At 67.6% G+C, this 13,797-nt stretch carries 14 protein-coding genes; 9 read left to right on the top strand and 5 right to left on the bottom strand.

The genetic code is table 11. From position 1 onward, the window contains the following. Nucleotides 1-75 precede the first annotated feature (75 nt). Entirely contained in the window at nt 76-1,170 is a 1,095-nt protein-coding gene (gene ddlA / locus RI032_RS08025; RefSeq protein ID WP_322548102.1) for a D-alanine--D-alanine ligase, read from the bottom strand. A gap of 401 nt (nt 1,171-1,571) precedes the next feature. Here ddlA and RI032_RS08020 point away from each other — a divergent pair, with 401 nt between their 5' ends. From RI032_RS08020 to RI032_RS08005, 4 genes are all read left to right on the top strand, one after another. After that, nucleotides 1,572-2,207: a ubiquinone biosynthesis accessory factor UbiJ gene (locus RI032_RS08020; protein ID WP_019337432.1), complete on the top strand. Its 636-nt coding sequence runs from the start codon at nt 1,572-1,574 to the stop codon at nt 2,205-2,207. Further along, entirely contained in the window at nt 2,204-3,859 is a 1,656-nt protein-coding gene (ubiB, locus tag RI032_RS08015) for a ubiquinone biosynthesis regulatory protein kinase UbiB (protein WP_057503922.1), read from the top strand. The genes RI032_RS08020 and ubiB overlap by 4 nt, the downstream gene beginning before the upstream one ends. 5 nt (nt 3,860-3,864) lie before the next feature. After that, the gene (locus RI032_RS08010; RefSeq protein ID WP_049454296.1) at nt 3,865-4,443 is read left to right on the top strand and encodes a class I SAM-dependent methyltransferase; all 579 of its coding nucleotides are present in this window, start codon (nt 3,865-3,867) and stop codon (nt 4,441-4,443) included. A gap of 107 nt (nt 4,444-4,550) precedes the next feature. Continuing rightward, nucleotides 4,551-5,294, top strand: coding sequence for a pseudouridine synthase (locus RI032_RS08005; RefSeq protein ID WP_057503920.1), 744 nt, complete (start codon nt 4,551-4,553; stop codon nt 5,292-5,294). Nucleotides 5,295-5,364: 70 nt separating this feature from the next. On the opposite strand, the gene RI032_RS08000 is transcribed toward RI032_RS08005, so the two are convergent. Continuing rightward, a complete protein-coding gene (locus RI032_RS08000) occupies nt 5,365-5,892 on the bottom strand; it encodes a DUF2059 domain-containing protein (RefSeq protein WP_010487093.1) in 528 nt (175 codons plus the stop codon). A gap of 133 nt (nt 5,893-6,025) precedes the next feature. Between RI032_RS08000 and arfB the strand changes: the two genes are divergently transcribed. From arfB to dcp, 3 genes are all read left to right on the top strand, one after another. Then, nucleotides 6,026-6,457: an alternative ribosome rescue aminoacyl-tRNA hydrolase ArfB gene (arfB, locus tag RI032_RS07995; RefSeq protein ID WP_322548101.1), complete on the top strand. Its 432-nt coding sequence runs from the start codon at nt 6,026-6,028 to the stop codon at nt 6,455-6,457. A 46-nt stretch (nt 6,458-6,503) separates the two neighbouring features. Then, nucleotides 6,504-7,064, top strand: coding sequence for a lysophospholipid acyltransferase family protein (locus RI032_RS07990; RefSeq protein WP_224329368.1), 561 nt, complete (start codon nt 6,504-6,506; stop codon nt 7,062-7,064). 111 nt (nt 7,065-7,175) lie between these two features. Continuing rightward, nucleotides 7,176-9,332: a peptidyl-dipeptidase Dcp gene (dcp, locus tag RI032_RS07985; RefSeq protein ID WP_322548100.1), complete on the top strand. Its 2,157-nt coding sequence runs from the start codon at nt 7,176-7,178 to the stop codon at nt 9,330-9,332. A gap of 134 nt (nt 9,333-9,466) precedes the next feature. On the opposite strand, the gene RI032_RS07980 is transcribed toward dcp, so the two are convergent. After that, the gene (locus tag RI032_RS07980; protein ID WP_004153636.1) at nt 9,467-9,913 is read right to left on the bottom strand and encodes a 3-dehydroquinate dehydratase; all 447 of its coding nucleotides are present in this window, start codon (nt 9,911-9,913) and stop codon (nt 9,467-9,469) included. A gap of 3 nt (nt 9,914-9,916) precedes the next feature. Further along, nucleotides 9,917-10,318, bottom strand: coding sequence for a hypothetical protein (locus RI032_RS07975; protein WP_197656735.1), 402 nt, complete (start codon nt 10,316-10,318; stop codon nt 9,917-9,919). A 257-nt stretch (nt 10,319-10,575) separates the two neighbouring features. Between RI032_RS07975 and lepB the strand changes: the two genes are divergently transcribed. After that, on the top strand, nt 10,576-11,202 hold the full coding sequence (gene lepB, locus RI032_RS07970; protein ID WP_010487079.1) for a signal peptidase I: 627 nt from the start codon (nt 10,576-10,578) through the stop codon (nt 11,200-11,202). A gap of 124 nt (nt 11,203-11,326) precedes the next feature. Next, a complete protein-coding gene (locus RI032_RS07965; RefSeq protein ID WP_164192496.1) occupies nt 11,327-12,583 on the top strand; it encodes an MFS transporter in 1,257 nt (418 codons plus the stop codon). A gap of 80 nt (nt 12,584-12,663) precedes the next feature. Here RI032_RS07965 and RI032_RS07960 read toward each other — a convergent pair whose 3' ends face one another. Continuing rightward, entirely contained in the window at nt 12,664-13,572 is a 909-nt protein-coding gene (locus RI032_RS07960; RefSeq protein ID WP_197654746.1) for a LysR family transcriptional regulator, read from the bottom strand. Nucleotides 13,573-13,797 lie beyond the last annotated feature (225 nt).

Raw genomic sequence — 13,797 nt, 5'->3', positions numbered from 1 at the left:
CAGGGTAGTGCCGGCCGCTGGCCGGCACGCCCTCTTTGTAGCGTCGAGCATGGCTCGACGCTACAGACAGCGCCGCTACACGGCGCTGTGCAATCCGCGATCGGCTTCATGACGCTCCAGCGCCAGTTCGATCAGCCGCGTGATCAGCGTGGTGTAGTCCACACCGCTGGCGCCCCACAGCTTCGGGTACATGCTGATGCGGGTGAAGCCCGGCAGCGTGTTGACCTCGTTGATGACGATCTCACCGTCTGCGGTGAGGAACACATCCACGCGCGCCATGCCCGCACACTCCAGCGCCTGGTAGGCCCGCAGCGCGGTCTGCTGGATGCGCGCCTGGGTTGCAGCATCGATATCCGCCGGCACCACCACCTCGGCGCCGTCGGCGTTGATGTACTTGGTGTCGTAGGCGTAGAACTCGTCGTGCACCACCACTTCCCCACACAGGCTGGCCTGAGGATGTTCGTTGCCCAGCACCGCGCACTCGATCTCGCGGCCGACCACCGCCGATTCCACCAGCACCTTGTGGTCGTAGCGCAGCGCCAATGCCAGCGCCTCGGCGAAGCCCGCTGCATCCTTGACCTTGCTCACCCCCACCGACGAACCCTGGTTGGCCGGCTTCACGAACAACGGCAGGCCGAGCTGCGCGATCACCGCATCGACATCGGCTGCCGCCGCCTGATGGCGACGGATGCACAGCCACGGTGCCACCTGCAGCCCGGCGTCGCGCAGCAGGCGCTTGGTCACGTCCTTGTCCATCGCCACCGCCGAGCCCAGTACCGGTGAACCGACGAAGGGCAGGTTGGCCATGCGCAGCAGCCCCTGCAGCGCACCGTCCTCGCCCAGCGGCCCGTGCACGATCGGCAGCACCACATCGATCTGGCCGAGCGCGCTGGCCGCATCGGACGGCTGCAGCTGCGCCTGCTCGGCGCCCGGGCGCACCGCCAGCGACGTACCGGACCGATGCAGGGCGATGCGCGACGGATCATCGGCATTGATCAGGAAGGTATCCGGCTGGCTCAGATGCCACTGGCCCTGCTTGTCGATACCGACCAGCACCGGCTCGAAGCGCTCGCGATCGAGCGCATCGAGGATGTTCTTCGCCGACTGCAGCGAAACTTCGTGCTCGGAAGACTTGCCCCCGAAAATGATGCCGACCCGGGTCCGTGCCATGGGGAATGCGATGTCCTGTGCGTTGCGTGGCCCCATAGCATGAACCTTCATCGGCCCTCCGCGTGAGGCACAGATGAACCAGAAATCCATCCACACATGGCGTGGATCTACCGTGTCGACCAAGGTCGACACCCACCACAGCAACATAGAAAGCCGCCCTGACAGCAGCGGGAAACTGTCGAAGGCGGGGTGGGTCCGGTTGTGGGGGTGTCCGCGGCATGGATGCCGCGGCCAAGCCCCCACGGACGGGTTTACGGCGTCCCCCGCAACCGGACCTATCCCGCCAACCCACGGAATGCCCGCTGTTGCTTTGGCCGTTGTCGTTGCCGTTGCCGTTGCGTCTGCGGGTGCCGGGCGGCGGCCCGGCCCAAGCCCCCCACCCACGCAGGTAGAATGCACACATGGCTCTCTCCCTGCTCAAGTCCCTCAAGCCGGTCGCCGGCCGCGCCCTGCAGATCGCCCTGAACCGCGCGCTGGCGCTGGATCCGGATACCCGCCATGCGCTGACCAGCCTGGATGGCCGGCATATCGATCTGACCCTGGAAGCGCCGTCGCTGGCCATGCGCATCAGCGTCGACGGCGACCAGCTGCGGGTCGGCCCGGTGGATGCGCAGGAAGCCGACCTGGCCGTGCGCAGCAGCCTGGCCGGCGTGCTCGCGCAGCTGCCGCTGCTGGCCAACGCACGGCGCGGTGACAACAACGGCAAGGGCCGCGTGCGCGTGGCCGGCGACGCCGAACTGGCACGCCGCCTGCAGCAGCTCGCCAAGGGCTTCGACCCGGACTGGCAGCAGCCCTTCGTCAGCGTGTTCGGCGAGGTACTGGGCGTGCAGGTCGCCAATACCCTGCGCAGCGCCCTGCAGCACGCACGCCAGGGCGCGGTCGACCTGGCCCACAGCGCCGCAGAATTCATCACCGAGGAATCGCGCGATGTAGTGCCGCGCGCTGAACTGGATGCCTTCCACGATGATGTGGACGTGCTGCGCGACGACGTGGAGCGCCTTGGTGCACGCGTACAGCGCCTGCGGGGTGCCGCATGAAGGCCGTGCTGCGCGCCAGCCGCATCGGCCGGGTGATCCTGCGTTACCGCCTCGACGACCTGCTGCAGGGCACACCGGCCGAGCGCTGGTTGCGCCTGGCCAAGCCGTTCGTGCCGCGCGCCTCGGCCGACATCGCCGCACAGTCGCGCGGTGCGCGCCTGCGCCTGGCGCTGCAGGATCTCGGCCCGATCTTCGTCAAGTTCGGCCAGATCCTGTCCACCCGCCGCGATCTGGTGCCGCCGGATGTGGCCAATGAGCTGACTCTGCTGCAGGACCGGGTCAAGCCGTTCGATGGTGAGACCGCGCGTCGCATCGTCGAGGAAGCGCTCGGCCTGCCGGTCAGCGAGGCCTTCGCCAGTTTCGACACCGAACCGCTGGCCTCGGCCTCCATCGCACAGGTGCACGCGGCCACGCTGGCCGATGGCCGCCAGGTGGTGGTCAAGGTGCTGCGCCCGGGCATCGAGAAGCAGATCGACGCTGATATCGCCCTGCTCAATTCGCTGGCCGCCCTGGTCGAGCGCACCCATCCACGCGCCGACAAGATCCGTCCGCGCGAAGTGGTGGCCGAGGTCGAAAACACCCTGTCCGCCGAGCTGGACCTGCAGCGCGAAGGCGCCAATGCCAGCGTGCTGCGCCGCTTCTGGGAAAACAGCGACGACCTGTACGTGCCGGAAGTGATCTGGAGCCACACCGCCGAGCGCGCGCTGACCCTGGAGCGCGTGTGGGGCATTCCGTCCGACGACATCGCCGCGCTGGACAAGGCCGGCATCGACCGCAAGGCGCTGGCCGCCAAGGGCGTGCGGGTGTTCTACACCCAGGTGTTCCGCGACAACTTCTTCCATGCCGACGCGCACGCCGGCAACATCTGGGTCGACACCGATCCGTCGCGTCGCGCCAACCCGCGCTTCATCGCGCTGGACTTCGGCATCATGGGCCAGCTCTCGCAGGAAGATCAGTACTACCTGGCCGAGAACTTCATGGCCATCTTCAACCGCGACTACCGCCGCATCGCCGAACTGCATGTGCAGGCGCGCTGGATGCCGGACAACGTGCGCATCGATGACCTGGAAGCGGCCGTGCGCTCGGTGTGCGAGCCGTACTTCACCCGCCCGCTGTCGCAGATCTCGCTGGCCGAAGTGCTGATGAAGCTGTTCCGCGTGGCCCAGCGTTACCAGCTGACCCTGCAGCCGCAGCTGATCCTGCTGCAGAAGACCCTGCTGAACATCGAAGGCGTCGGCCGCCAGCTCGATCCGCAGATCGACATCTGGGCAGTGGCCAAGCCGGTGCTGGCGAAGATCCTGCGCGAGCGCTACAGCCCGCGCCGGGTGGTACGCGAGATCGGCAAGCGCCTGCCGGAAATCATGACCCACGCGCCGGACATGCCGCGCCTGGTACACGCCTGGCTGACCCAGCAGGTGGAAGGCCGCCACGAACTGTCGATGCGTTCGCGCGACCTGGCCGCACTGGATGCCAGCGTGCAGCGCCTGCAGAAGCGTGCGGTGGGCGCGATCACCGGTGTCGGCCTGCTGGCCATCGCCGCGCTGATCTATGTGGTGCAGCCGCCGGGCTGGTACTGGGGCGACCTGCCGATGTGGAGCTGGCTGTCCGGTGTGGTCGGCGTGGTGGCGCTGGCGCGCGCGTGGTGGAAGTAGGTCCCATGCTGCAGGCACTCAAGGACGAACTGGCCCGCTTCGGCGCCGACAACGATGCCCGCGAAAGCGCGCGCGGGCGCCGCATGCTCAACATCACGCCGGAGACGGGTGAATTCCTGTCCGTGCTGGTCCGCTTCGGCGCTGCGCGCCAGGTGCTGGAGATCGGCACCTCCAACGGCTATTCGACGCTGTGGCTGGCCGAGGCTGCCACAGCCATCGACGGCCACGTGACCACGCTCGAATACGCCGAGGACAAGGTGGCGATGGCGCGTGACACCTTCGCGCGCAGTGGCCTGGCCGATCGCATCACGCTGGTCCACGACGATGCGGGACCGTGGCTGGCGCTGGTCGCCGATGCCAGCGTCGACCTGCTGTTCCTCGATTCGGATCGCGGGCAGTACGCCGGCTGGTGGCCGCAGCTGCGCCGCGTGCTGCGGCCCGGCGGCCTGCTGGTGGTGGACAACGCCACCTCGCATGCAGAACAGATGGAACCGCTGCGGGCGCTGCTGGAGGCTGATCCGGACTTCAGCATCAGCCTGGTGCCGGTGGGCAATGGCGAGCTGTTGGCCGTACGCAGCGCCTGACTGCTCTACAGGCAGGTGCCAACCTTGGTTGGCACGCCGTTGCCGGTCGCGCAGAGCCGCCGAGCGCGGGCTCGGCTCTACAGAAGGCAGGCATTTATAATCCCGCGGTGAGCACCGAACCCGAGACCCTCGCCGCGGTCGAGACCGACACCGCGCCCCTGCAGCTGCTGCACCTGGATGAACGCCTGGCCGTGGTCAACAAGCCTGCCGGGCTGATGGTCCACGACAGCAAGCTGGCCCGTGGCGAAGACGACTTCCTGGCCGACCGCCTGCGCGAGCAGCTGGGCCGCCCGATCTTCCTCGTGCATCGCCTGGACCGGGCCACCAGCGGCTGCCTGCTGTTGGCCTTCGACCGCGAAACCGCCAGCGCGCTGGGCAAGGCGTTGATGGGCGGTGAAGTGCTGAAGGACTACCTGACCGTCTGCCGTGGCTGGCCGGCAGAACTGTCCTGGCGGGTCGACCACGACCTCGACGGTGGCCCGGGCAAGCCGGTGAAGAAGCCGGCGGTCACCGACTTCCAGCGCCTGGCCACCGGCGAGCTGTCGGTCCCGGTCGGTGAGTTCACCCGTTCGCGCTACGCGCTGCTGCGCTGCCAGCCGCAGACCGGGCGCTTCCGGCAGATCCGCCGGCACCTGAAGCATCTCTCGCATCACATGATCGGCGACACCAGCCACGGTGATGGTCGCCACAACCGCATCTTCCGCATGCAGGGCGTGCACCGCATGCTGCTGCATGCCGAGCGCCTGCGTTTCCCGCATCCGGACGGTGGCACGGTGGATGTGCGTGCGCCGCTGGACCGCGAGTTCCAGAAGGCGCTGGGCCTGTTCGGCTGGCAGGTGGACGACGCCTGATGCTGCTGCGGTAAGCCGAGCGTGGGCTCGGCTCTACAGCCGGCGGCCGGGCGTGGCCCGGCGCACCCCGTTATTTCTTTTCCGGCTCGTTGACGATCGCTTCCAGGTCCTTCTGCAGATCCGCGAACAGCGGCTGCATGCGCGCCTGGATGGCCACCATCACGTTCTGCATCAGCGCCGGGGTCTTGTCCAGCAGGCTCTGGCCGGCCGCGCTCTCGTAGAACTCGGCCATCGCCAGCACGTCTTCCTTGCTGAAGGTCTTCTTGTAGAGGTCCACGTACATCGGCCGCAGCTGCTGCCACGACAGGGCCTGGCGCAGGGTCTGGCTGGTCCGCGCCTGGATCCGCTTCAGCTGTTCCTGCTGCTGGGCGTTGAGCTGGCGCTGTGCGGCCACCTGCTGGAACTGCTGCTGCTGCATCGCCTCGATCTGCGGCAGCATGGTGTCGATCATGCTCTGCGCCCGTGACGCGGACAGCAGGCGGTTGATGTCGCCATCGGTCGGTGGCGCGGCCAGGGCCGGAACGCTGGCCACGGCCAGCGCCAGCAGCAGGGCGGCGCGGCGCAGCAGGGACGGCAGGGCGGGTGCGGTGCGGGTCATGCGGGCTTCCTGCGGTACATGGGACGGCCAGCATACCCGCAGCCAAGGCGAAGGCGGCGTGTTCGGTACCTGATCGGCGGCATACGGTGCGCGATGCCGCACTCCGGCACGTGGCTGCCGCTACAATGCGCGGATGGGCAGTGGACCGGTCACCATCAGCGCGCAGCTTGAAATCCCCGACGGCGAGATCGTCGAGCGGTTCGTGCGTGCCAGCGGTGCCGGTGGCCAGAACATCAACAAGGTCTCCACCGCGGTGGAACTGCGTTTCGATGTGGCCAACTCGCCCTCGTTGCCCGAACCGTTGCGCGCGCGCCTGTTGGCGCGGCGTGACCGGCGCATGACCGGCGAAGGCGTGCTGGTCATCGACGCGCAACGTTTCCGGACCCAGGATCGCAATCGCGAGGATGCGCGCGAGCGGCTGGCGGCCTTCATCCAGGCCGGGCTGAGCGTGCCCAAGCCGCGCAAGGCCACCAAGCCGACCCTCGGGTCGAAACTGCGTCGTCTGGACGCCAAACGCGGGCGCGCGCAGATCAAGCGCGGGCGCTCATCACGTGACTGGGAGTGATTGCTTGAACAACCCGACTTCGTTGCTGCCGGCCGTGCCGCCGCAGATGCCGCAGGTCAAACCCAACGCCTTCCTGCGCTGGCTGGCGCGCTGCACCCTGCGCATGGGCGGCTGGAAGGTGACCGGCACCCTGCCTGACATTCCCCGCCTGGTGTTCATCATCGCGCCGCATTCGTCCAACTGGGACGGCCTGTGGGGCATGGCGGCCAAGATCGCGCTGGGAATGAAGGTCAAGGTGCTGGGCAAGGCATCGCTGTTCTGGTGGCCGCTGGGCCCGCTGCTGCACAAGCTGGGCGTGATCCCGCTGGACCGCAGCTCGCCGCAGGGCACGGTGGGCCAGGCGGTGGACCTGCTGCGCAACAACGAGAAGATGTGGTTCGCCATCACCCCCGAGGGCACCCGCAAGGCCGTGAAGGACTGGAAGGCCGGCTTCCTGAAGATCGCCCGGATGGCCGACGTGCCGATCCTGGCTGCGTATTTCCACTACCCGGAAAAGACCATCGGCATCGGCCCGCTGTTCACGCCCAGCGGCGATGATGCCGCCGACATGGCCGCCATCCGCGAGTTCTACCGGCCGTGGATGGGCAAGACCCGCGGTACGGTCTGAGCCTGCCGCAGGCCGCCGCATAGACGCCACGTCCGGCACATGCCGGGCGAGCGCGACAGGAGTAGGGTGGAGGGCTGGTATCCCGTACCGTCTGCCCAAGGAGTGTTTTACATGTCGCGTACCGTAGTCCTGGCCGCCGCCATCAGCCTGGCGCTGGCGGCCTGTTCCGGCAAGGAGTCCACCCCCGTGTCCGATGCCCAGAAAGCCCCGGCCCAGCAGCCGGCCGAAGCCTCCACCAATCCGCTGCTGAGCGCCAGCACGTTGCCGTTCCAGGCGCCGCAGTTCGACAAGATCAAGGACAGCGACTACCTGCCGGCGTTCGAGGAAGGCATGCGCCAGCACCTGGCCGACGTGCGCAAGATCGCCGACAGCAGCGAGCCGGCCACCTTCGACAACACCATCGTGGCGATGGAGCGCAGCGGCGAGACCCTGAACCGCGTGTCGCGCATTTTCTTCGGCCTGGTCCAGGCCGATACCAACGATGCACGCCAGAAGATCCAGGAAGAAGTGGCGCCGAAGCTGGCCGCGCACCAGGACGAGATCAACCTCGATCCGAAGCTGTTCGCGCGCGTGAAGTCGCTGTACGACCAGCGTGACACGCTGGAACTGGACCCGGTCCAGAAGCGCCTGGTCGAGCATTACTACGACGGCCTGGTGCGCGCTGGCGCACAGCTGTCCGACGCCGACAAGGCGAGCCTGCGCAAGCTCAACGTGGAAGAAACCACCCTTTCCACCCAGTTCCATACCCGTCTGGTGGCCGCCACGGCCGCTGCGGCCGTCGTTGTCGACGACAAGGCCAAGCTGGCCGGCCTGGACGAGAATGCGATCAACAACGCGGCGGCCGCCGCCAAGGATCGCAAGCTGGATGGCAAGTTCCTGCTGCCGTTGCAGAACACCACACAGCAGCCGGTGCTCGGCTCGCTGAGCGACCGCGACCAGCGCGCCGCCGTGCTGAAGGCTTCGGAAACCCGCGCCGAGCGCGGCGATGCCAACGACACCCGGCAGACCGTGCAGCGCCTGGCCCAGCTGCGTGCACAGAAGGCCAAGCTGCTCGGCTTCGACACCTTCGCCGACTACCAGCTGGGCGACCAGATGGCCAAGACCCCGGCTGCCGCGCTCAAGCTGCTGACCGACACCGTGCCGGCCGCCACCGCCAAGGCACGCGCCGAAGCCGGCGAGATCCAGAAGGTGATCGACGCGCAGAAGGGTGGTTTCCAGGTCGCCGCTTCGGACTGGGACTTCTACGCCGAGCAGGTGCGCAAGGCCAAGTACGATCTGGACGAATCGCAGATCAAGCCGTACTTCGAACTGGACAACGTGCTGCAGAACGGCGTCTTCTACGCCGCCACCCAGCTGTACGGCATCACCTTCAAGCCGCGTACCGACATTCCGACCTACAACCCGGACATGAAGGTGTACGAAGTGTTCGACAAGGACGGCACCTCGCTGGCGCTGTTCTACACCGACTACTTCAAGCGTGACAGCAAGTCCGGCGGCGCCTGGATGGACGTGTTCGTCGAGCAGGACGGCCTGACCGGTGCCAAGCCGGTGGTCTACAACGTCTGCAACTTCACCAAGCCGGCCGCCGGCCAGCCTGCGCTGATCAGCTTCGACGACGTCACCACCATGTTCCATGAGTTCGGCCATGCGCTGCACGGCATGTTCTCGAACGTGAAGTACCCGTCGATTGCCGGTACCGCCACCTCGCGTGATTTCGTCGAGTTCCCGTCGCAGTTCAACGAGCACTGGGCGCTGGATCCGAAGGTGTTCGCCAACTACGCCAAGCACTACAAGACCGGCGAGGCGATGCCGCAGGAACTGGTCGACAAGATCCTCAAGGCGCGCAGCTTCAACCAGGGCTACGCGACCACCGAGTACCTGTCGGCCGCACTGCTGGACCTGGCCTGGCACACGCAGAAGGCCGACGCGCCGCTGCAGGATGTCGGCGCCTTTGAAGCCAGCGCGCTGAAGAAGTTCAAGGTCGACCTGCCGCAGGTGCCGCCGCGCTACCGCACCACCTACTTCGACCACATCTGGGGTGGCGGTTACTCGGCCGGCTACTACGCCTACTTCTGGGCCGAAGTGCTGGACCATGACGCCTACCAGTGGTTCACCGAACACGGTGGCCTGACCGCGGCCAACGGCCAGGAATTCCGCGACAAGATCCTCTCGCGCGGCAACAGTGTGGAGCTGTCGACCCTGTACCGCGATTTCCGCGGCAAGGACCCGTCGGTGGAACCGCTGCTGAAGTTCCGCGGGCTGAAATAAGAAGGCGAAAACGGCGGGGGAAACCCCGCCGTTTTTCTTTGCTCTTCTGTAGAGCCGAGCCTACGCTCGGCTGCCTTTCGCGCCCTTGTAGAGCCGAGCCCATGCTCGGCTGGTTTCCCACGAAAGGAAGCGCGCTACGTCCCCACATGCACCCGGTTGGCCTGCTCGGCCAGCCCCAGGTGATCCAGTGCGATGTCCAGCGCCAGCACATAGCTCTGCGCGCCATAGCCGGCGGCGATGCCCAGGCGCTGGCCGACACCGGCCGGCAGGCACGGCTCGGCCACCGCGCCGTCGTCATGCACTTCCACGTAGGCGTTGTGCAGGTACGGCAACAGGCGCTGCAGGCGCAGGCTGTTGGCACACGCACCCGGGTCAAGCAGCGTCACTTCGCCACGGCTGTGATCGGCCACGCGCAGCGCGTCCAGCAGTTCCTGTTCCGAACCGCAGGCACGGATCGCCACGCTGGTGCCGGCATCGATCGCACGATGCACCAGCGACTTCAGTACCGGCGCCGGCAGTGGCATCGCCGTGCGGATCAAGGCGCCGGCCGCTTCCGGGCCACGGATGATGAAGATCGACATGGCTCAGCCCTCCTGCGCCAGGCGACGGCCGACGATGGCCAGCGACAGTGGATAGCCGGCCTGCTGGCTGCGCTGGTCGACCACCACCGCGGCGGGGCCGTGCTGCAGTCGCAGGCGCGCATCCAGGCCGGGCTCGCTGGGCGACTGCAGCTCGATGTACTGCGCCGGCAGCCGTTCCAGCGCCGCCTGCAGTGCGCCACCCTCGGCCTGCCATTGCGCCTCGTCGGCCACGCCGACATCCAGCAGCACCCAGTCGGCCGAGCGCGCCTGCGGCTGGCACAGGCACTGGCGCACTTCGGACAGGCTGGCGCAGTCGCTGCACTGCACGCGATGGCCGCTCAGCTGCGCCGGCAACTGCGGGCGCGGCGCCGACGGAGACGCGTGGCGGATCACCAGGAGGGTCATACAACACCTTGCGGAATGCGCCCTGCGGCGCGGTGGGCACACGATGCGCGTGCTGGCCGTAAAGGTGCGATGCCCGTGGCCGGGGCACGGCGTAAAACCTGCGTAACCCATCCTGTAGAGCCGAGCCTACGCTCGGCTGGCGTGCACCGACGCTTGAAGAGCAGCCGAGCGTGGGCTCGGCTCTACAGCAAGCCGGTGCGGGAACCTCTTCGGCCCGGATGTGGTCTGATGCAGCTACCACTGACCCGGAGCCTGCCATGGACGCTGTTGCCCGCCCTCCCTTTTCCGAACGCGCGCTGGCCTGGCTGAAGAAAGAGGCGCTGCCGTTGCTGGTGATGCTCGGCCTGCTCGCCGCCGCCCGCGATACCCTGGCCAACCACTACGTAGTGCCCAGTGGCTCGATGCAGCCGACCCTGCAGCCCGGCGACCGGGTGGTGGTGGACATGCGTGCCTATGGGCTGCGCCTGCCGTTTACCGGCAAGGAACTGATGGCGACCGGCACCCCGCAGCGCGGCGAGGTGGCGGTGTTCGATTCGCCGGCCGACGGCACCCGCCTGATCAAGCGGGTGGCCGCGGTGGCCGGTGACCATGTGCAGCTGCACGAAGGGCACCTGAGCATCAACGGCCAGCCACTGCAGACCGCCGACCTGCAGGACGTGGAAGCCTTCGGTGAACGCCGTGCCCGCCTCGATCTGGACATGGGCGGCGGCCCGGACATCGCCGATCTGGTGGTGCCCGACGGTAAGGTGCTGGTGCTGGGTGACCACCGCGGCAACAGCTTCGATGGCCGCTTCTTCGGCTTCGTCGACGCTGACAAGGTCTACGGCCGCGCTGTGGCGGTGTACTACCGCCGGGGCGCCGGCTTCGAGTGGCAGCGCCTGTGAGCTGAATTGATACTTTCTGTGTATCAATCCTGACCTATCAGGTTATGGATCGACTGGATGGACGGGCCTAGTCTGAGGCCCGTTCCCTCCCATACCCGGCCGTCCCCACCGGCCCACCGATCCCATGACTGGCGAAACCGCCGCGACCGTCGAACGCCGCCCCCACGCTGTTGACCCCGCTTCCGACACCCGCATCCAGCAGGGCACGCCGGCTTTCCGCCGCACCGCGCTGGCGCTGTTCCTGGCCGGCTTCTCCACCTTCGGCCTGCTGTACACGGTGCAGCCGCTGCTGCCCGAATTCAGCCGCCACTTCGGCGTGTCCGCCGCCGGCAGCGCGATGTCGCTGTCGCTGACCACCGGCACGCTGGCGGTGGCCATGCTGCTGGCCGGCCTGCTGTCCGACGCGGTCGGCCGCCGCCCGTTGATGATTGCTGCGCTGCTGGCCTCGGCCATGCTGTCGCTGAGCACCGCGCTGGTGGACGACTGGACCACGCTGCTGGTGCTGCGCACCCTGCTGGGCCTGGCGCTGAGCGGCGTGCCGGCCGTGGCGATGACCTACCTGGTCGAGGAAATGGACAGCCGCGCGCTGGGCCTGGCGATGGGCTTGTACATCGGCGGCAACGCCATCGGTGGCATGAGCGGGCGACTGCTGGCTGGCATCATCGCCGACCACTGGGGCTGGCGCTGGGGCATCGGCGTGGTCTCGATCATCGCCGTGGCCAGCACCGTGCTGCTGTGGCTGCAGCTGCCGCCGTCGCGTCACTTCCACCCCCGCCGGGATGGCCTGCGCCAGTTGCCGTCACGCTGGCGCATGCTGTTCGCCGACCCGGGCCTGCCGTGGCTGTTCGCCACCTCGTTCGTGCTGATGGGCGTGTTCGTCACCCTCTACAACTACCTGGGCTACCACCTGCTGGCGCCGCCGTACCACCTCAGCCAGACCGTGGTAGGCCTGATCTTCAGCGTCTATCTGGTGGGTACTTTCAGTTCGGCGTGGATGGGCCAGCAGGCTACGCGTTACGGACGCGGCCGCATCCTGTCGATCTCGTTCGCGCTGATCGGTGCCGGCATCGCGCTGCTGGCATTGCCTTGGCTGAGCACGATGGCACTGGGCATCGCGCTGGTCACGTTCGGCTTCTTCGGTGGTCACTCGGTGGCCAGCAGCTGGGTTGGCAGCCGTGCCGGCACGATGCGCGCGGAAGCCTCGGCGCTGTATCTGTTTGCCTATTACCTGGGTTCGAGTGTGCTCGGTGGTTTAGGCGGTCTGGCTTATGCGGCGTGGGACTGGCGGGGTGTGTGCCTGTTCGCCGCCGTGCTGACCCTGATCGGCGGTGGCATTGTCTGGGCACTGCAGCAGCGCGCCCCGCAGCCGGTGACCGCGTGATCCTGGTCTGGTAGAGGCCGACCTTGGTCGGCGTTGTGGTCGTGGGCCAACCAAGGTTGGCCACTACCGGGGGCGCACGCTCAGCCCTCCACGAACGCCTCGCGCAACAACCCGGCGAAATTGCGGATCAGCGGCGTCACCCCCTCGCGGTGCCACGCCAGCTGCACCTCCGAATGCGCACCGGCATCGGCCAGCGCCACGAAGCGCGCGCCCTCCACCCGGATGTGATCGCAGGACGACGGCAGGATCGCCGCACCCAGGCCGGCAGCCGCAAGACTGATCAGGGTCGAGGCTTCACCCGCCTCCTGCACGATGCGCGGTGTGAATCCGGCAGCCGCACACAACGCGATCATGTGGTCGTGGATGCCCGCACCGGCACTGCGCCGGAACGCCACGAACGGCTCCTGCGCGAAGTCGCGCAGCGACAGCGTGCCCTGTTTCGAGAGCCGATGCAGGGCAGGGTGGTCGGCATGCACGATCAACGCCAGCGGATCGACGAACAGGCTGTGTGCTACCAGTTCCGGGGGCAGCGCGCGCTTGCGGATGATGCCCACGTCCAGGCTGCCGTCGAGCAGCGCATCAATCTGCTGCAGCGTGTTCATCTCGCTCAGCTGCAGGCGCACCTGTGGATACTGCTGGCGGTAGCGCAGGATCGAACGCGGAATCTGCGGTGACAGCGGCGTGGCCCGGGTCAAGCCGATACGCAGCTCGCCCTGCTCGCCGCGCTGCGCGCGCTGCACCTCGTCCACCGCTGTTTCCACCTGCTGCACGATGGCGCGTGCACGCTCCTGCAGCAGCTCACCGGCAGGCGTCAGCTGCACACGACGGTGGCTGCGCACGAACAGGCGCGCCCCGATCAGTTCCTCCAGCTGGCGGATCTGCTGGCTGAGCGGCGGCTGCGACATGCCCAACCGCTCCGCCGCCTGGCCGAAGTGCAGTGTATCGGCAACAGCGAGGAAGTAGCGCAGGTGACGGAGTTCGATGGACATGGGTCCAGTTTATTCATCGTCAGCCGGAAATGAATCAGAGGCGGGGTCAGAGCCCGTTGCGCAGCAACGGGATCCGACCCCGTGCCGACCAACGGTCGGCATCCACCATGGGAAGCATTTGCCACAGTTCGCAGAAAACGGTCGAAGGCGGGGTGGGTCCGGTTGCGGGGGCGTGAGCGCCATGGATGGCGCGACCGAGCCTCCATGGACGGATTTACGGCGTCC

Source organism: Stenotrophomonas geniculata (assembly GCF_034508895.1).
GTDB lineage: Bacteria > Pseudomonadota > Gammaproteobacteria > Xanthomonadales > Xanthomonadaceae > Stenotrophomonas > Stenotrophomonas geniculata.
This window is presented reverse-complemented; position numbering and strand designations above follow the sequence as displayed.